Annotated in this window: 19 protein-coding genes, 2 tRNA genes and 1 pseudogene; 9 read left to right on the top strand and 13 right to left on the bottom strand. The window is 66.1% G+C overall.

Annotated features, from left to right (window positions below):
- The first annotated feature begins 156 nt into the window (after positions 1-156).
- From pstS to pstB, 4 genes are all read left to right on the top strand, one after another.
- On the top strand, positions 157-1,203 hold the full coding sequence (gene pstS / locus ACTPOE_RS08160; RefSeq protein ID WP_458871714.1) for a phosphate ABC transporter substrate-binding protein PstS: 1,047 nt from the start codon (positions 157-159) through the stop codon (positions 1,201-1,203).
- 126 nt (positions 1,204-1,329) lie between these two features.
- Positions 1,330-2,271 (top strand): phosphate ABC transporter permease subunit PstC, encoded by a 942-nt coding sequence (gene pstC, locus ACTPOE_RS08155; protein ID WP_458871713.1) that lies wholly within the window; start codon positions 1,330-1,332, stop codon positions 2,269-2,271.
- Entirely contained in the window at positions 2,271-3,131 is an 861-nt protein-coding gene (gene pstA / locus ACTPOE_RS08150; RefSeq protein WP_458871712.1) for a phosphate ABC transporter permease PstA, read from the top strand. The genes pstC and pstA overlap by 1 nt, the downstream gene beginning before the upstream one ends.
- A gap of 13 nt (positions 3,132-3,144) precedes the next feature.
- Entirely contained in the window at positions 3,145-3,933 is a 789-nt protein-coding gene (pstB, locus tag ACTPOE_RS08145; protein WP_458871711.1) for a phosphate ABC transporter ATP-binding protein PstB, read from the top strand.
- Between the two features lie 35 nt (positions 3,934-3,968).
- Here the strand turns inward: pstB and ACTPOE_RS08140 are convergent, their stop codons facing one another.
- Positions 3,969-5,591, bottom strand: coding sequence for an acyl-CoA synthetase (locus ACTPOE_RS08140; RefSeq protein WP_458871710.1), 1,623 nt, complete (start codon positions 5,589-5,591; stop codon positions 3,969-3,971).
- 168 nt (positions 5,592-5,759) lie between these two features.
- Between ACTPOE_RS08140 and ACTPOE_RS08135 the strand changes: the two genes are divergently transcribed.
- Genes ACTPOE_RS08135 through ACTPOE_RS08125 form a run of 3 tightly spaced genes read left to right on the top strand, consistent with a single transcriptional unit; the run spans position 5,760 to position 8,139 of the window.
- Positions 5,760-6,116 carry a PepSY domain-containing protein gene (locus ACTPOE_RS08135; RefSeq protein WP_458871709.1) on the top strand — a complete coding sequence of 119 codons (357 nt, stop codon included), beginning with the start codon at positions 5,760-5,762 and terminating at the stop codon, positions 6,114-6,116.
- Positions 6,113-6,778 (top strand): response regulator transcription factor, encoded by a 666-nt coding sequence (locus ACTPOE_RS08130; RefSeq protein ID WP_458871708.1) that lies wholly within the window; start codon positions 6,113-6,115, stop codon positions 6,776-6,778. The genes ACTPOE_RS08135 and ACTPOE_RS08130 overlap by 4 nt, the downstream gene beginning before the upstream one ends.
- Positions 6,775-8,139: an ATP-binding protein gene (locus tag ACTPOE_RS08125; RefSeq protein WP_458871707.1), complete on the top strand. Its 1,365-nt coding sequence runs from the start codon at positions 6,775-6,777 to the stop codon at positions 8,137-8,139. The genes ACTPOE_RS08130 and ACTPOE_RS08125 overlap by 4 nt, the downstream gene beginning before the upstream one ends.
- 50 nt (positions 8,140-8,189) lie before the next feature.
- On the opposite strand, the gene ACTPOE_RS08120 is transcribed toward ACTPOE_RS08125, so the two are convergent.
- The 12 genes and pseudogenes from ACTPOE_RS08120 to ACTPOE_RS08065 form a co-directional block, all read right to left on the bottom strand.
- Entirely contained in the window at positions 8,190-8,600 is a 411-nt protein-coding gene (locus ACTPOE_RS08120; RefSeq protein ID WP_458871706.1) for a DoxX family protein, read from the bottom strand.
- Between the two features lie 20 nt (positions 8,601-8,620).
- Positions 8,621-8,697, bottom strand: a tRNA-Pro gene (locus ACTPOE_RS08115).
- Positions 8,698-8,725: 28 nt separating this feature from the next.
- A complete protein-coding gene (locus ACTPOE_RS08110) occupies positions 8,726-10,618 on the bottom strand; it encodes an LTA synthase family protein (RefSeq protein ID WP_458871704.1) in 1,893 nt (630 codons plus the stop codon).
- A 12-nt stretch (positions 10,619-10,630) separates the two neighbouring features.
- A complete protein-coding gene (locus tag ACTPOE_RS08105; protein WP_458871703.1) occupies positions 10,631-11,887 on the bottom strand; it encodes a phospholipase A in 1,257 nt (418 codons plus the stop codon).
- Between the two features lie 124 nt (positions 11,888-12,011).
- The gene (tam, locus tag ACTPOE_RS08100) at positions 12,012-12,782 is read right to left on the bottom strand and encodes a trans-aconitate 2-methyltransferase (RefSeq protein WP_458871702.1); all 771 of its coding nucleotides are present in this window, start codon (positions 12,780-12,782) and stop codon (positions 12,012-12,014) included.
- An 86-nt stretch (positions 12,783-12,868) separates the two neighbouring features.
- Positions 12,869-13,732: pseudogene (locus tag ACTPOE_RS08095) on the bottom strand (IS630 family transposase); the annotation flags it as partial.
- A gap of 100 nt (positions 13,733-13,832) precedes the next feature.
- Complete coding sequence (locus ACTPOE_RS08090; protein ID WP_146914029.1) at positions 13,833-14,165, bottom strand: helix-turn-helix domain-containing protein; 333 nt, start codon at positions 14,163-14,165, stop codon at positions 13,833-13,835.
- Entirely contained in the window at positions 14,162-14,506 is a 345-nt protein-coding gene (locus ACTPOE_RS08085) for a type II toxin-antitoxin system RelE/ParE family toxin (RefSeq protein ID WP_458871701.1), read from the bottom strand. Before ACTPOE_RS08085 ends, ACTPOE_RS08090 begins: the two co-directional genes overlap by 4 nt.
- Before the next feature lie 131 nt (positions 14,507-14,637).
- Positions 14,638-14,799: a hypothetical protein gene (locus ACTPOE_RS08080; RefSeq protein ID WP_458871699.1), complete on the bottom strand. Its 162-nt coding sequence runs from the start codon at positions 14,797-14,799 to the stop codon at positions 14,638-14,640.
- A 34-nt stretch (positions 14,800-14,833) separates the two neighbouring features.
- Complete coding sequence (locus tag ACTPOE_RS08075) at positions 14,834-15,181, bottom strand: type II toxin-antitoxin system PemK/MazF family toxin (protein WP_458871698.1); 348 nt, start codon at positions 15,179-15,181, stop codon at positions 14,834-14,836.
- Positions 15,181-15,426 (bottom strand): AbrB/MazE/SpoVT family DNA-binding domain-containing protein, encoded by a 246-nt coding sequence (locus ACTPOE_RS08070; RefSeq protein WP_458871697.1) that lies wholly within the window; start codon positions 15,424-15,426, stop codon positions 15,181-15,183. The genes ACTPOE_RS08075 and ACTPOE_RS08070 overlap by 1 nt, the downstream gene beginning before the upstream one ends.
- A 107-nt stretch (positions 15,427-15,533) precedes the next feature.
- Positions 15,534-15,610, bottom strand: a tRNA-Arg gene (locus tag ACTPOE_RS08065).
- Between the two features lie 158 nt (positions 15,611-15,768).
- On the opposite strand from ACTPOE_RS08065, the gene ACTPOE_RS08060 reads away from it, so the two are divergent.
- Positions 15,769-16,077, top strand: coding sequence for a DUF485 domain-containing protein (locus ACTPOE_RS08060; protein ID WP_458871695.1), 309 nt, complete (start codon positions 15,769-15,771; stop codon positions 16,075-16,077).
- A 5-nt stretch (positions 16,078-16,082) separates the two neighbouring features.
- Entirely contained in the window at positions 16,083-17,792 is a 1,710-nt protein-coding gene (locus ACTPOE_RS08055) for a cation acetate symporter (RefSeq protein WP_458872788.1), read from the top strand.
- Positions 17,793-17,874: the final 82 nt, after the last annotated feature.

Below are 17,874 nucleotides of genomic sequence, written 5' to 3'. Positions count from 1 at the left end.
GGACTGCCACAAGCCGGACGAATCGGAGCGGCCCGCGGGCCGCGACATGGGGTGATCTGTCATTAAACTGTCACCTCCAGTCTCTACCATGTCTTTCCGACGGTTCCGGGAATCCCCGAGATCGCCGATCATTGCAAACCACAAAGGGTTCAAGACATGTTCAAACGGATTCTGACGCAGTGCGCCGCCGGCCTGGCGATGATGGCCGCCGCGGGCGTCGCGGCGCATGCCGCCGACCTGACGGGGGCGGGCGCTTCCTTCCCCTACCCGATCTATGCCAAGTGGGCGGCCAAGTACCAGGAAGTCACCGGCAACCGCGTGAACTACCAGTCCATCGGCTCGGGCGGCGGCCAGCAGCAGATCATCGCCAAAACGGTCGATTTCGGCGCGTCGGACGATCCGATGAAGCCGGAAGACCTGGAAAAGAACGGGCTGATCCAGTTCCCCGCCGTCATCGGCGGCACCGTGCCGGTCGTCAACATCGAGGGCATCAAGGAAGGCCAGCTCAAGCTGACCGGCCCGGTGCTGGCGGACATCTTCCTGGGCAAGATCCAGAAATGGAACGACCCGGCGATCGCCGACCTGAACAAGGATCTGAAGCTGCCCGCCAAGGGCATCGTGGTGGTGCACCGCTCGGACGGCTCGGGCACGACCTTCGGCTGGACCAACTACCTGTCCCAGGTGTCCCCCGCCTGGAAAGAGCGGGTCGGCCAGGGCAAGGCGGTCAAATGGCCCGCCGGCCAGGGCGGCAAGGGCAATGAAGGCGTCGCCGCCTACGTGCGCCAACTGGCGAACTCCATCGGCTACGTGGAATATGCCTACGCGCACCAGAACGGTCTGGCCTGGGCGCAGTTGCGGAACCGCGAAGGCCGGTTCGTGCAGCCCTCGCAAAAGGCGTTCGCCGCGGCGGCTTCGCACGCCGACTGGAATTCGGCGCCGGGCATGGGCCTGGTCCTGAACAATGAGCCGGGCGCGGACTCGTGGCCGGTCACGGCGGCGACCTTCATCCTGGTGCATGGCAAGCAGGCCGATCCCAAGCGCGCCCGTGAAGTCCTGGCCTTCTTCGACTGGGCCTGGCGCGAAGGCGGCGCGATGGCCAGCGAACTGGATTATGTGCCGCTGCCCGACGATGTGACCGCCAAGATCCGCGGCGTCTGGGCCGGACAGGTGCGCGGCGAGGACGGCTCGGCGGTCTGGAAGTAAGCCCGGCGGTCATCCTCCCCGCCGGGCGGCGCGCCCCCCGCGCCGCCTGTGGGAAAATGACGTTTTTCGAATTACGATGCGGATCCCCGGCGCGCCGGGGATCCTGTCGCCACGGATGATTCCCTCATGGCCAATACGCAGCGCAGCCTCCTGGTGGATGCCGGCTTCCGGCACCTGACCCGCCTGTTTGCGTTCTTCGTCTTCATTCTGCTGGCCGGGATCCTGGCGTCCCTGGTCTATGGCAGCCGGGAGTCCCTGACCGCATACGGCCTGCCATTCCTGTGGACCAACGACTGGGATCCCGTGCGGCACAGCTACGGCGCGCTGGTGCCGGTGCTGGGCACGGTGATCAGCGCCTTTCTCGCGTTGCTGATCGCGGTGCCGGTGTCCTTCGGCATCGCCATGTTCCTGACCGAACTCGCCCCCGTCTGGCTGCGCCGCCCGCTGGGCGTGGCGATCGAGATGCTGGCCGCGATCCCGTCCATCATCTACGGCATGTGGGGCCTGTTCGTGTTCGTGCCCCTGTTCCAGGAATACGTCCAGCCGCATCTGGTGGATTTTTTCGAGGGCATTCCGGTGCTGGAGCATCTGTTCGGCGGACCGCCGATGGGCATCGGTCTGTTCACGGCGGGCCTGATCCTGTCCATCATGATCATCCCCTTCATCGCGGCGGTGATGCGCGATGTGTTCGAGCAGGTCCCGCCCATGCTGAAGGAATCCGCCTACGGCCTGGGCGGCACTACCTGGGAAGTCGTCTGGAAGATCATGCTGCCGTACACCAGGCACGGTGTCATCGGCGGCATCATGCTGGGCCTGGGCCGCGCGCTGGGCGAGACCATGGCGGTCACCTTCGTGATCGGCAACGCCTTCAACCTGCCTTCCTCGATCTTCTCGCCGTCCAACTCCATCGCCTCGGCCCTGGCCAACGAATTCAACGAGGCCGGCGGCCTGCAGAAGTCGGCCCTGCTGGAACTGGGCCTGATCCTGTTCCTGATCACGACTGTGGTGCTGGCCCTGTCGAAGTTCATGCTGCTGAAACTGGCGCGCAAAGAAGGCACGAAACACTGATGGCCATCTCCGATTCCTCCATCGCCCTTGGCAATCCGGTCTACAGGCGCCGGCGCCTGTTCAACCGCGTGATGCTGGCGCTTTCGGGCCTGACGCTGGGTTCGGGCCTGTTCTGGCTCGCCTGGATCATCCTCACGCTGCTGCTCAAGGGCGGCTCCGCCCTGTCCCTGGCACTGTTCTGGGAAAGCACGCCGCCGCCCGGCGCCGACGGCGGCCTGCTGAACGCCATCATCGGCAGTGTGCTGATGTCGGCCGTGGGCACGCTGATCGGTACGCCCATCGGCGTGCTGGCGGGCACCTACCTGGCCGAATACGGCCGCCGGGGCTGGCTGGCGCCGGCCACGCGCTTCCTGAACGACGTGCTGCTGTCGGCGCCGTCCATCATCATCGGTCTGTTCATCTATGCCATCTACGTGGCGCAGGTCGGCCATTATTCCGGCTGGGCGGGGGCGTTCGCGCTGGCCATCCTGGTCATTCCGGTGGTGGTCCGGGCCACGGACAACATGCTGTCCCTGGTGCCCAACAGCCTGCGCGAAGCCGCCGCCGCCCTGGGCTGCCCGCAGTGGCGCGTCGTCGTCTTCATCTGCTACCGGGCCGCGCGCTCGGGCATCGTCACCGGCGTCCTGCTGGCCGTGGCCCGCATCGCCGGGGAAACCGCGCCGCTGCTCTTCACCGCGCTGAACAACCAGTTCATGTCGCTGAACATGAACGCCCCCATCGCCAACCTGCCGGTGGTGATCTTCCAGTATGCCGCCAGTCCCTTCGAGGACTGGAACCGGCTGGCCTGGGCGGGCGCCGCGCTGATCACCCTGCTGGTGCTGGGGATCAATATCGCCGCGCGCAGCCTGTTCCGCAAATAAACGATTCCGACCCATGATCCTGAATCCGTCTCCGTCCGCCCCTCGAGAACGCACGAAGCTGGCCGTGCGCGACCTGAACTTCTACTACGGCGGCTTTCACGCCCTGCGCGACATCAACATGGATATCGCGGAAAACAAGGTCACGGCCTTCATCGGTCCGTCGGGCTGCGGGAAATCCACGCTGCTGCGCACCTTCAACCGCATGTTCGAGCTCTATCCCGGCCAGCGGGCCGAGGGCGTCATCGAACTGGATGGCGAGGACCTGCTCAACTCGCGGCTGGATATTTCCCTGATCCGCGCCAAGGTCGGCATGGTGTTCCAGAAGCCCACGCCGTTTCCCATGAGCATCTACGACAACATCGCTTTCGGCGTGCGGCTGTTCGAGCGCCTGAGCAAGGGCGAGATGGACGAGCGCGTGGAATGGGCCCTGACCAAGGCGGCCCTGTGGAACGAGGTCAAAGACAAACTCGGACAGAGCGGCAATGGCCTGTCCGGCGGCCAGCAGCAGCGCCTGTGCATCGCGCGCGGCGTCGCGATCAAGCCCGAGGTCCTGCTGCTGGACGAGCCGTGTTCCGCCCTGGACCCGATCTCCACGGCCAAGATCGAGGAACTGATCGCGGAGCTGAAGTCCGACTACACCGTGGTCATCGTCACCCACAACATGCAGCAGGCGGCGCGCTGCTCCGACTACACCGCCTACATGTACCTGGGCGAGCTGATGGAATTCGGCCCCACCGACCAGGTCTTCATCAAGCCCTCCCGCAAGGAAACCGAGGACTACATCACGGGAAGATTCGGTTGATTCCGTGCCGGAATCAACCGAATCCCGGCCGATCCTTATTTTTCCTGATGTTGCGCCCGTAGCCGTCCGCGCTGCACCTTGCCCGTGGTCGTCATGGGCAGGCTGTCCATGAATTCGATCAGCCGGGGATATTCGTGCGCGGCGACCTTGCGGCGCACGTGGTCCTGGATTTCCGCGACCAGCGCGGCGTCGCCCGCGTAGCCCTCGTTCAGCACGATGCAGGCCTTGACGATTTCCGTGCGCTGCGGGTCGGGCACCCCGATCACCGCCGCCAGGCGCACGGCCGGATGGCCCAGCAGGCAATCCTCGATCGGTCCCGGGCCGATGCGGTAGCCGGCGCTGGTGATCACGTCGTCGCCCCGGCCCTTGAACCAGAGATAGCCGTCCTCGTCGCACAGGCCGCGATCGCCCGTCACCAGCCAGTCGCCGATGAAGGCGCGGGCGGTGGCCTCCGGGTTTCGCCAGTATTGCAGGAACATCACCGGATCGGGCCGACGCACGGCGATGTGGCCCTCGGTCCCGGACGGCTGGACCTGGCCGGACTCGTCGATGATGCGCACCTCGTGGCCCGGCACCGGGCGGCCCATGGCGCCGATGCGGGGCTCGAACAAAGCGGCGCAGGACGACACGATCATGTTGCATTCGGTCTGGCCATAGAACTCGTTGATGGTCACGCCCAGCGTCTCGCGGCCCCAGTCGATCAGCCGCGGTCCCAGGGATTCGCCGCCGCTGGCCACCGAGACCAGGCTCAGGCGGCCGTGGCGTTCGGGGTCCCGCAGCGTGCGCAGCATCTTCAGGGCCGTGGGGGGCAGGAAGGTGTGGCTGACCCGGTGCCTGGACATCAGCCGCCAGGCGACGGCGGCGTCGAACTTCGTGAAGCGGCAGGCCAGCACGGCCACGCCGTGGTGCCAGGACGGCATCAGGACGTCCAGCAGCCCGCCGATCCAGGCCCAGTCCGCCGGGGTCCACATCAGGGTGGCGCGGTCGGGGAAGAAGTTGTGGGACATCTCCACCCCCGGCAGGTGGCCGGGCAGCACCCGGTGGGCGTGCAGCGCGCCCTTGGGCTTGCCGGTGGTGCCGGACGTATAGATGATGATCGCCGGATCGTCGGCGGCGGTGTCCACGGGCGCGAAGCCCGTGCCGTCCTGCGCTTCGATCGCCGCCCAGAACGAGGTGTCGCCGGTGTCCGTGTCCACGTCCAGCACGCAGCCCAGTTCGGGCAGATGGGGGCGGATCGCGGCGATCTTGTCCGCACCCTCCGTGTGGGTGACCAGCGCGCGGGCGCCCGAATTGCCCAGGCGGTATTGCAGGGCGTCGGTGCCGAACAGCGTGAACAGGGGCACGGCGATGGCGCCGAGCTTGTATGCCGCCAGGTGGGCCAGCGCCGTTTCCAGCGATTGTGGCAGCAGGATGCCCACCCGGTCCCCCCGGGACACGCCCCGGGCGCGCAGGGCCAGCGCCAGCCGGTCGGACCAGTGCTTGAGCTGGTCGAAGGTGTAGTGCCGCGCCGGAGCGTCGCCGCGATCCACGATCAGGGCCAGGCGGCCGCTGCCGTCGGCCCAGCGGTCGCAGACGTCCACTCCGATGTTGTAGCGCTCCGGCACGATCCAGGTGAATGCGTCCCGGGTCCGCCGATAGTCGCCTTGCGCGTGCAGCATGATGTCTCCTCGTCTTCTCGTCGCTCGTCCCGCGGCGCCGGCGGGGGCATGAGAATCATGGTACAGCGGTGCCATTCCGCCCGCCAGCGCGGGCCGCGCCATTCATTCATTCCCGATTCATGCGCTTCCTGATATCGTAGTGCCCGTTGATCGAACGAGGAGTCTGCCATGCGTCGCCGAGGAATGCTGGCGGGCGTCCTGGCGCTGGGGCTTTGGGCCGGGGGCGCGGGGGCGCACAATCATGACCGGGACATGGCCGAACGGCTGCAGGCCCTGGGAGAAGTCCTGCCTCTGCAGGACGTCCTGGCGCGAGTGGCGCGCGACTATCCGGGCCAGATCCTGAAGGTCGAGTTCGAACAGGCGGACGACGATGACGACTGCGGCGTGTGCCGTGGCCGCTGGATCTATGAACTGAAACTGATGCAGGATCGGGGTCGGCTGACCAAGCTGAAGATCGACGCCCGCACGGGCGAGACGCTATGGGTGGGCACGAGGCCGCTGCGCCGCGAAGGAGGATATCCATGAGACTACTGGTCGTCGAGGACGAGCCGCTGCTGGCTTCGCAACTGAAGGCGGCGCTGGAGAAATCGGGCTATGTGGTCGACGTGGCGGCCGACGGCCTGGACGGCGAGCATCAGGGACTGGGCGAGCCCTACGACCTGGTGGTGCTGGACCTGGGCCTGCCCGGACGCGACGGACTGTCGGTGCTGCGGACTTGGCGCGAGGCGGGGCGGACGATGCCCGTGCTGATCCTGACGGCGCGCGACAACTGGCACGACAAGGTGGCCGGCATCGACGCCGGCGCGGATGACTACCTGACCAAGCCCTTTCACCAGGAAGAACTCGAGGCGCGCGTGCGCGCGTTGCTGCGCCGCGCCGGCGGGCACGCCACGCCCGATATCCGCTGCGGGCCGTTGCTGCTGGACACGCGCCAATCCCGCGTCCTGCTGGACGCCGCGCCGCTGGACCTGACCAGCCACGAATACCGGGTGCTGGCCTACCTGTTGATGCACCAGGACGAAGTCGTGTCCCGCAGCCAGCTGGTGGAGCATATCTATGCCCAGGATTTCGACCGTGACTCGAATACCATCGAGGTCTTCGTCGCCCGCCTGCGGCGCAAGATTCCCCCGGGCCTGATCCAGACGGTGCGCGGCCTGGGCTACCGCCTGTCGGCCGACCCGCGGTGACGACGCCACATCCGTCGCTGCGCCTGCGCCTGCTGGCCGTCACCCTGGCCTGGACGCTATTGAGCGTGGCGCTGGCCGGCTGGGGCATCCAGCGCCTGTTCCGCCAGCACATCCAGGCCCAGTTGCAGTCCGAACTGAACATTCACCTGGACCAGTTGACCGCCTCGCTGCAGGTCGATGACCAGGGGCGGGTGTCCCTGGCCGCCCAGCCGACCGATCCGCGCTTCGGCCATCCGTTTTCCGGTCTGTATTGGCAGATTTCCGTGCCGTCCGCCGGGACGCGTTTTGCCCAGTTGCTGCGTTCCCGTTCCCTGTGGGACACCCATCTGCCGGACATGGCCGGCGACCTGGAGCCGGGGCGCGACGTGGCGACGCAGGCACCCGGGCCGGGCGGCAAGCCGCTGCGGATGCGGCTGCGCGAAGTCCACCCCGCCGAAGGCCCGATCGATACGCTGGTCCTGTCGGTGGCCGCGGACGAGGCCCTGTGGGCCGAGCCCGTCAGCCGCTTCGACCGCGTGCTGGCCGTGGCGCTGGGCATCCTGGCGCTGGGCATGTCGGCCGCCGCCTGGATGCAGGTCGGCTTCGGGCTGCGGCCCCTGGCGCGGCTGCGCGAACGGCTGGCGGCCCTGCGCGAGGGCCGCGCGGACCGGATCGAAGGCGAATTTCCCATGGAAGTCCAGCCGCTGGTCGAGGATTTCAATCTGGTCCTGGGACGCAACGCGGAAAGCCTGGAGCGGGCGCGCATGCAGGCCGGCAACCTGGCGCACGCTCTGAAGACGCCGCTGGCGGTCATGGCCAACGCCGCCCAGGCGGGGGATCCGGCGCTGCCGCGCCTGGTGGCCGAACAGGTCGAGGCGGCCCGCCGGCAGGTGGATTATCACCTGGCCCGCGCCCGGGCCGCGGCGGCGGTGCGCGTGACCGGCCTGCGCAGTCCGATCCTGCCCCTGCTGCAAGGCCTGGTGCGGGTCATGGAGCGCGTTCATGCCGAGCGCGGGCTGGCCTACGACCTGAGCGACGTATCCGGCGAGCTGGCTTTTCGCGGCGAAGCACAGGATTTCCAGGAAATGCTGGGCAACGTGCTGGACAATGCCGGAAAGTGGGCGCGCCGGCAGGTGCGCATCAGCGCCCGCCGCGAGGACGGCGAGCTGTCGGTCTGGGTGGAGGACGACGGCCCTGGCCTGAGTCCCGAGCGGGCCGAAATGGTCTTCGAGCGCGGGCGGCGGGCGGACGAGCGCACCCCCGGCTCGGGGTTGGGATTGGGGATCGTGCGCGACCTGGCCGACCTGTACGGCGGCTGGGCGCGGATCGAAGCCGGGGACCTGGGCGGCGCCCGGGTGGTGATCATCCTGCCGGCTGCCTGACCGAGGCGCCGGCGGCCGGGCTTTGTGAATTACCCGTGGATGGGGCGGAATCAGTTCCAGCGGCCGTTGCGGCCGCCCAGACTGTAGGCGCCCGCGCCGAACAGAGTGACGGCGATGCCGGCGACCAGGAACATGCCTTGCAGTTCCAGCGCCCAGCCGCCGCTCTTGCCCAGCTCGAAGAGCTGGTGCATGTGGACCAGGCCGAAGACGAACAGCATGTTGATCACGGAGATCAGGCCGCCGAGGCGGGTGAACACGCCCAGGATGATCAGGACCGGGGCGACCACTTCGCCGATGTAGACGCCGTAGGCCACGAAGCCGGGCAGGCCGCGCTGGCCGAGCATGTCCACGATCCAGCCCACGCCGCCGTCCAGCTTGGACAGGCCGTGCAGCAGCAGCAGGATGCCCAGGCCCAGGCGCAGGATCAGCTTGCCCAGATCGTCATACGCGGAAGAAGACATGAAGTTTCCTCGATCGTGGTTGGTCGGGGCGACATGATTCGAACATGCGACCCTCTGCTCCCAAAGCAGATGCGCTACCAGGCTGCGCTACGCCCCGACTGGACCGCAAATTCTACCATGCGGGTTTATCCCGGCAGCCTCAGCTCGGGCAGCGTGTGGGCGCGGTGGCGGTAGGCCCAGGTGGGCCAGAGGGCGTGGGCCAGGGCGATGCGGCCGAGTTCCGGGTCCGGGTCCAGCGGTGTGTAGCCGTCCGGCGCGGCGTAGCGGTAGAAGCGCGCGGGCTGGTGGGGTCCCAGCACCGCCAGGGTGTCGCCCCGCAGGTAGCCGTAATGCTCCTCATACTGCATCATGGCGCGGCCACCCGCATCCTCGCGCGTCAGATCGTGGCCGATCATGGGGTGGGCGTCGTCGATGCCGATCAGCGACAGCAGAGTCGGCGGCAGATCGATCTGGCTGACGATGCGCTCGTCGCGACGCGGCTCGACGCCCGCGCCCAGGATCAGGGCGGGGATGTGGAAATGGCGCAGGGGGATGTGCTGGGCGCCGCCGACGCGTGCGTCGTGATCGGCGACGATCAGGAACACCGTGTCGTCCCAATAGGCGCTGGCGCGGGCCTGATCGAAGAAGCGGCCGATGGCCCAGTCCGCGTAGCGCACGGTGTTCCGTACTGTGGCGGGGTCGCCGTCGACCGCGATGCGGCCGGCCGGGTATTCCCAAGGCGTGTGATTGCTGACGGAGAAGGCCAGGTGCAGGGCGGGCTGTCCACGATCCTGCGACAGCAGCGCATGCAGCTTGTTGAACATGTCCTCGTCGCTGGCGCCCCAGGTGCCGACGAAGGCCGGTGAGTCGAAGGTCGGCAGATCGTGCAGCTCGTCGAAACCGTTGCCCAGGAAGAAGCTCTTCATGTTGTCGAAGTGGGCCTCGCCGCCGTAGATGAAGCGCGAACGGTAGTCGTGCCGTTTCAGCAGCTGGGCCAGGGTGAAGAAGCGGCTCTGGGCGTCGCCCAGGCGCAGGGCGGCGTCGGACAGGGTGGGGGGAAAGCCCGCCGTGACGGCCTCCAGGCCGCGCACCGAGCGGGTGCCGGTGGCGTAGGCGCGGGTGAAATTCCAGCCCTCGGCCGCCAGCGCATCCAGGCAGGGCGTCAGGCCCGCGCCGCCCAGGTTGCCCACGTACTGGGCGCCCAGGCTTTCCTCGATGATCAGCACCAGGTTGCGTGGCCGCGCATGCCGCCGGCGGGAGAGCTGAGGATGCAGGGAGGGGATCTCGGCCGGGCCGGGCGGGATGCCGGCCTGTTTCTGGATGATCGCGTGCAATTCGGGGGCGGGAAGGTCGCCGTAGACGTCGGCCGCAGAGCGTTCGTTCTTGATGGCGTACAGGGCGAACAGCACGCTGTACAGAGAATTCAGGGGCAGGGTGTTGAGCAGGCTGTCGCCGCACCAGGCCACCGAGGCCGGATTGATCGGGCGATGGCCCAGCGTGCCCCGGATGGCCAGCGCGATGGCGGCGGCGAAGATCAGCGTGACCAGGATGCGCCAGGGCCAGGCGGGCAAGGGATCGGGCTGCGCCCGGGCGAACAGCGCATGGCCCAGCCAGGCGGCCAGGCCCAGGCCCAGGGCGGCGGCCAGCAGGACCGGCTTGTAGCCTTTCCACAACATGCCGAAGACTTCCTTGGGGTATTTCAAGTATTCGACGTACAGGCGGTTGGGGCGGCTGTCGTATTCCTGGATGAACTGGGGCGTGGAAACCTCCAGCAGCACGAACAGCAGCCATACGGCCTGCAGCCACAGTCCGGTCAGGAAGATCGCGGCGGGACTGTCGCCCAGCCAGGGCGCCAGCAGCAGCGGAATTCCGATCCACATGGCGATCTGGTTCAGGTCGATGCGCAGGCCCCAGCGGAAGATCGGCCAGGGGCCGCCGGCCGCCCGGACCCGGGGCCACAACCAGGCGGTCAGCAGCACGCGGCTGAGGGTCAGCAGCGCCAGGGACGCGAGGACGAAAACCCCGATCTGGGTGAGCATGGAATGGGTTCCTCAGGGCACCAGCGCGATGCCGATGCGCAATTGCGGGTCGTATTTCTGGTCGTAGCCCAGCAGCGTTTCACCATAGCCCCGGAAGTACTGCACGTACAGATGGCCGTTCATGTGCAGGAAGGTACGCTTCAGGGGCCAGGCGGCTTCCAGCTGGGTGGCGTTGCGCCCGCTCGAGCCCTGGCGGTACAGGCCCGACAGGACCAGGCCGTCGTCCTGCGCCCAGCGCAGTTTCCAGTCCACGTAGCCCAGGGAATCCCGGTAGCCCATGTCGCGGTCGGTCCAGACGTAGTACTTGAAGCGCGGCTGGAAGCTGAGCGTGCTGCCGCTGTCGAAGCGGTAGTTGACTTCCGGTTGGACGTAGAGGTCGTTCAGCGACCGGGAATCCTCGTCGTCCTTGCCGTTGGATTTGTGCTCGAAGCCCGTGTTCAGTCCCAGGGACCAGCGCTTGTCGCCGGTGGCCCATATCGAATCGCGCGCCCAGAACAGGCTGGGATTGTAGGTGGTGTCCACGAAGGGGATGGAATCCGAGTGCAGGTCCCACAGGGCGGTCTGGGTGTAGCCGAAATACCAGCCGTCCATGAAGCCCGGCCGGGCGGGATCGTCCGGACTGAACAGGCGGTACTTGAAGCTGACCTGGAAGCGGGCGTCGGCGCCGTCGCGGTTGCCCACCGCGAAGTAGATCGGCTCGTAGGAGGAAATCGCGTTGCGGAACGTGTCGAAGGGAGACAGGCCGTTGGCGGGCGCGGAGGGCGCCGCCGTCGTCGGGGCGGCTTCGAGGGCCGCGGCGGGGGGCGGGACGAAGGCCGTGCCCGTTTCCGCGTTTGCCGCGACCCGCGTGCCGGACAGACCGGCGGCGTCTACCTGCAGCGCCAGCAGGGTGTCGGGCGCGCCGTCCAGGCGCAGGGCCAGCAGGCCGTGCGCGTCGGCTGGCACCCGGCCGCTCCAGGCCATGCGGGTGAAGGTGTTGGCGGGCAGATCGGTGGCGTCGGGCGAGGTCCGCAGCTGGAAATGAGCGGGCGTGACGCGCCCCTGGGCGTCCATCCACTGTCCGGTCAGTTCGCGGGCGACCGGACTGGAGAGTGCCGTGCCGGTGTCGTTCGCCAGCAGGCCTTCCAGTTCGATCGGACCGCCTGGGCTGGCCCGAGAACTGGTCAGGTGGTACGACAGGCCTGCGTGGGCGGTGCCGGTCGCCAGACAGAGGCAGCCGATGGCGAGGGAAAAGGCGTGGCGCAAGCCTGTGTGTCGGAGACAAGGCATGATGTTGGAACCAAAGGCAGGGTCGTGCCCGGAACTTTAGCATTTGCGGCCGGACCGCACGTTTCGTGGTGTGTCCGTGGCGGGGGCGGGCTGCGCTTTGTCCGGCCTGCGCCGGTTCGCGGCCCTACCGCGTGGCGACGATAAACAGCCGGGGCACGGGCAGCAGCACCGATCCGTCCACCTGCGTCGGATAGGCCCGGGCCAGTTCGTCGCGGTATTGCGTCAGGAACAACGCCTGTTCGGCCTCGTCCAGCGGCGCCAGGAAGGGGCGCAGGGCGCTGCCCTTGAACCATTCGACGATGCCGTCCACGCCGTCGGGCAGCACGTGCCAGTATCGCGTGCGCCAGATGTCCACCCGGCCGCAATGCGGCTTGAGCAGATCGTAGTACCAGGGGACGGGGTGGCTGGGAAAGCGGGTGCTGCGCTCGTCGCCGATGCGGTCCGACCAGCGGGGGTCCGAGGCCGTCTTGCGCATCAGGATCTTGACGGGGTCGTCCTGGTTGTCGGGCATCTGCACGGCCAGGCTGCCGCCGGGTGCGAGAAAGTCGGCCAGCCTGGGGAACAGGGCGGCGTGGTCCGGGATCCATTGCAGCGAGGCGTTGGCCAGAATCAGGTCGTAGGGCTCGTCCGGCCGCCAGAGGTCGATGTCCACCTGTTGGAATCGCAGTCCGGGCAGCCGTTCGCGGGCGGCCGCCAGCATGTCGGCCGAGGTGTCGATGCCGGTGATGGCGGCGTCCGGGTGCCGGTGGAGCAGGATTTCCGTGGAATTTCCCGGGCCGCAGCCCAGGTCCGCCGCCCAGGCGACCTCGCGCGGCGGCACGGCCGACAGCAGGTCCCGGACGGGGCGGGTGCGTTCGGATTCGAAGATCGTGTATTGAGTCGCCGACCAGGCCATGAGCCGTTCTCCCGTGGAATCCGAAGCAGTGTAAACGCGGCTGCGTTTGCGTGTTGAGTACCTATTGATCCGGCCCTCAAACAGTTTTACGCAGCGTATTTGACGTGGAAGTCTTGGAAGTAGGCTTTGACACGTGCCGGCTCGCTGGCGACGACTTGCATGTGCTCTTCTGCAGCGGCGCGTAGTTTGGCCTTCGTGCGTATCGGAACCTTGCGCCCGATGACGTGTTTGAGATCGGCATTCAAGCGTTCTTCGGGATTGAGTTCGGGGCTGTAACTGGGCAGATAGAACACTTCCATCTGATCGGAGTGTGCGGCCAACCACGCCTTCACCGGCTTGCAGTGATGCACGCCCAGGTTGTCCAGGATCAGAAACACCTTGCGCCCGGCATCCTGGACCAGCGACTCGAAGAACTCGATCAACTTTTCGTGATTGAACGCGCCATCAATGATCATCCAGCGTGCCTTGCCCTGGTTGGTGACGCTGGCGATCATCGACAGCTTCTGCCGCGTCCCGCCAATGGCCATCGCCACCGGAGTCTTGCCCTTGGGCGCATAGCTGCGACCGCGCACGTCGGTGTTCACCAGCGCCGTCTCGTCACCCCAGTGGACCTCGCCGCCCTCGGCCTTGGCACGTTCGGCGATGGCCGGATACGTGTCCTCCAACCAGGTTTGCACCGCGGCGGGCGATTGCTCGTAAGCACGCTTGATCGGCTTCTGCGGGGTGAAGCCCCAGCGGGCCAGATACTTGCCCACCGAGCGCACATGCAGCGTCACACCACACTCGCGCTCGATCAGCTGCATAACCGCCGCACGGCTCCACAGCGCAAAGTCCATCTTCAGCTGCTCGGGGCGTTTGTCGCAGATGATGCGGCACACCGTCTGTTCCTGCTCGGCGGTCAGTGCGCGATCCTCGCCACGGCGACGGCCACGCCGACGGGGTGCCAGCGACAGCATGGGTAACCTCAAGGCTGCACAGATCGTGGAGTCCTGAGGGCGTAGTTCGGCTGGAAGTTACGGATGCCTGCTTCCAGCGCATTGCCCACTTGTGTCAGCCAACCGCCAGTCGAACCGTCTTGCCGACCCGACTGAGCATTTCCACCAGCGTGTCGATGGTGAACTTCGCCGTCTTCTTGTTCACCACATCGGACACGCGTGGACGCGAAACCATCAGGATTTCCGCAGCCTCGGCCTGCTTCAGGTGATGCTGCGCGATCCACTCGGCCAGCTCCGACATCAGTTGTTCCTTGAGCAACCGCGTGTCGTTGATCTGCTGGCGCGACGCCTCCTGTAGCCGTCTGGCTTCGTCAGCCGGGAAACCCAACTCCAGGAACAGGTTCGCGCCCGGCTTCGTGACATGACGGATTTCGGTGTCGATCTTCATGGCTTGGCCTTTCTCGCGTTGACCACGGCGCGGTAGCGCGCCGTGGCAATGTCCTTGTCCCGTTGGCTGGTCGCCTGTGTCTTCTTCTGGAAGCAGTGCAGGACGTAGACAGCTTCCTCGAACTTGGCGACGTACATCACCCGGAAGATGCCGCTGGCGTCACGGATGCGGATTTCCCGCGTCCCGGAACCCACGCCATCAAAAGGCTTCCAGTCCTCCGGTTCCAGGCCCGCCTGGACCTTGTTCAACTGGAAGCCGGCATCCCGGCGTGGCTCGTCGGGGAAGTTCACCAAGTCGTCGTAAGCGGAGCCGACCCAGCGAATCTCTTTTTCGTGCTCCATGAGCCACTCCTGTATAAAATTTTATACCAGATGGTGCGGATGGGAAAGCTCCTGTTCCAGGAGCCTCATAGGGGCCAGTAGAGGGGAAGCCGGGCCAGGTTTCGGAAAGCACCGGCATATGTTGAACTCGCCTAAGTTATTGATAAACCTGCTGTATCGGGCTTGGGCGTAGTCCAGCGAAACGCGGTACTGGAGTCATGGTGAAATGAAAAATCCGCCTGCCCTGCGTTGCCCGTCTTGCGCGTATGGACATACGCGCGGCGCCAGGCGCCTTGTTCAGCCAGATTTTTCATGGCTTCGCGACTCCTTGATTAGTGTGAACAGGCCCTAATCGAACAGAATAGCTTCGAGTCGGGCCAGCACTTCATCGACGAGGTATTGCGGCACCGCTTCTTTGATGTGCGCATTTCGTGCTCGCCAGTCCAGTGACTTCAGTTGATGGCAGTGAATCGCGCCTTGGGTGTCGGTGCCTGTTCCCGTCAGCGTAACTACCGTCCCATAGGTGCGGGCGGCGGCAGCGGCTCCCTGCGAAATCGGGCAAATCATCGCCAGTCCTTGCTGGTTGAATACCTTGCCACTCAGCACAAGACCAAAGTGCGGGCCTTTCATCTCCCGGCCAGACGACGGGTCGAAGTCGAGATGCACGATGTCGCCCCGGTTGGGGATGTACGCCATCAGCCGTTCTCCAGTCCGGCCGAAGGCATTTCATCCCAGCCTTCGACGCGAGGCAGCCCCTGGGGCATTTCCGCCATCAGATCGGCCAGCTTGTACCGTGGGCGGGTGGGCGCTTCCACGGTCATTTTCTTCCCCTGGAGATGAAGCTCCACCTGGGAGCCTTCGCTCAGTCCGTTCTGGTCGGTAAACGTCTTGGGCACCGTCATCACGAGCGAGCCACCCGCCTTGCGCAAGGTTTGAAGCATATCAGCCTCCTATCCGTCTTGAGTTCTACTTTAGTATGATTTTATATTTTATTCAAGTAGGATATTTATGCTGCAGTGATCGTGTGGCCACCTGGTCTGAGGGTTTTTGGCCCGCCCTACTGGATTCGAACCAGTGACCTACGGCTTAGAAGGCCGTTGCTCTATCCAACTGAGCTAAGGGCGGTCGGGTGGCGCGTCCGCGAATTCTGGATTCTAACGTGCATTCCGGGTCTCGGTGTTTTCCCTGATGACTCAAAGGTTTGGGTCGCCTGTAAGGCCCTCGTAAGGTCGGGTTTTTATCTTGCATTGCATCATACGACCCATCCCACGCAGGAGACCGACATGGGAGACAAGCAGACACAAGCAATCGTGTCGAACCCGAAGTATCAGCAGCTGCGGCGCACGCGGCTGCGCTACGGCTGGACTCTGGCCGTGATCATGCTGCTGGTGTATTACAGCTTCATCGGCGTGATCGCGTTCGACAAGGAATTGTTCGCGCTGAAACTGGGCGAAGGCGTCATGACCTGGGGGATCCCGGTCGGCTTCGGCGTCATCGTGTTCAGCGTGCTGATCACCGGCCTGTATGTGCGCCGCGCCAATAGCGAATTCGACCGCCTGACCCGCGAGATCGTCCAGGAGGCAGAACAATGAACCGCATGATCATACGCGCGCTGGGCGCGCCGGCCCTGGCGGCCCTGGCCTCGACAGCGCAGGCCGCGGGCGGCGACCTGGGCGAGCTGCAGCGGCAGCCCACCAACTGGACCGCCATCGCGATGTTCGGCCTGTTCGTGCTCCTGACCCTGTGGATCACGAAATGGGCCGCGGCCCGGACACGTTCCACCGCCGACTTCTACACCGCCGGCGGAGGTATTACCGGCTTCCAGAACGGCCTGGCGATCGCAGGCGACTATATGTCGGCCGCCTCGTTCCTGGGCATTTCCGCCGCGGTGATGATCAACGGCTACGACGGCCTGATCTATTCCATCGGTTTCCTGGTGGGCTGGCCCATCCTGACCTTCCTGATGGCCGAGCGCCTGCGCAACCTGGGCAAGTTCACCTTCGCCGACGTGGCGGCCTATCGTTTCAAGCAGGGGCCGATCCGCGCCTTCGCGGCCTCGGGCACTCTGGTGGTGGTGGCGTTCTACCTGATCGCCCAGATGGTCGGCGCCGGTCAGTTGATCAAGCTGCTGTTCGGTCTGGAATACTGGATCGCCGTGGTCGTGGTCGGCGTGCTGATGATGGTCTACGTGCTGTTCGGCGGCATGACGGCCACCACCTGGGTGCAGATCATCAAGGCGGCTCTGCTGCTGGGCGGTGCGACCTTCATGGCCCTGATGGTATTGGCACACTACGGCTTTTCGCCGGAACGCCTGTTCGCCGCCGCGGTGGAGGTCAAGACGCTGGCCGCCTTGAACGCCGGCAAGGACGCCGCCCAGGCCGGTGCGCTGGGGCAGTCCATCATGGGGCCGGGCAACTTCATCAAGGATCCGATCAGCGCGATCTCCTTCGGCATGGCGCTGATGTTCGGCACCGCCGGCCTGCCGCACATCCTGATGCGCTTCTTCACCGTGCCCGACGCGCGCGAGGCCCGCAAGTCCGTGTTCTGGGCCACGTCCTGGATCGGCTATTTCTATATCCTGACCTTCATCATCGGCTTCGGCGCCATCGTGCTGGTGTCCACCAATCCGCAGTTCCTGGACGCGGCCGGCGCCCTGATCGGCGGCGGCAACATGGCGGCGGTGCACCTGGCCGACGCCGTGGGCGGCAACGTGTTCCTGGGCTTCATGTCGGCCGTGGCCTTCGCCACGATTCTGGCGGTAGTGGCCGGACTGACCTTGTCGGGCACTTCCGCCGTGTCGCACGACATCTATGCGACCCTGGTCAAGGATGGCCATGCCACCCGCGAACAGGAAATGAAGGTCGCCAAGATCACCACGGTGATCCTCGGGATCGTCGCCGTGGCGCTGGGCATCGCCTTCGAAAAGCAGAACATCGCCTTCATGGTGTCGCTGGCCTTCGCGGTGGCGGCCTCGGCGAATTTCCCGGTGCTGTTCATGTCGGTGCTGTGGAAGGGCTGCACCACGCGCGGCGCGATGATCGGCGGCTTCGCCGGCCTGGTCAGCGCCGTGGGCCTGACGGTGGTGTCGCCGTCCGTCTGGGAGGCCACGCTGGGCAATCCGGCGGGTTCGGCCCTGTTCCCCTACGCGTCCCCGGCACTGTTCTCCATGACGATCGGTTTCGTGTCGATCTGGCTGTTCTCGGTGACGGACCATAGCGAACGCGCCCGCATCGACCGGGCCGGCTTCGAGGCCCAGACCGTGCGCAGCGAAACCGGGATCGGGGCCGCCGCCGCCAGCGCGCACTGATCCTGTGGATGGCGGCCGGTTCGGGCCGCCATTCCCTCCGCTTCCCCGGGCAGGCCCCGCCTGATGCAGTTCCAGGGGCTCT

It is taken from the genome of Castellaniella sp. WN (assembly GCF_054457555.1).
Note: the sequence above shows the minus strand (reverse complement) of the source record. Positions and strands in the feature narration are given on the sequence as shown.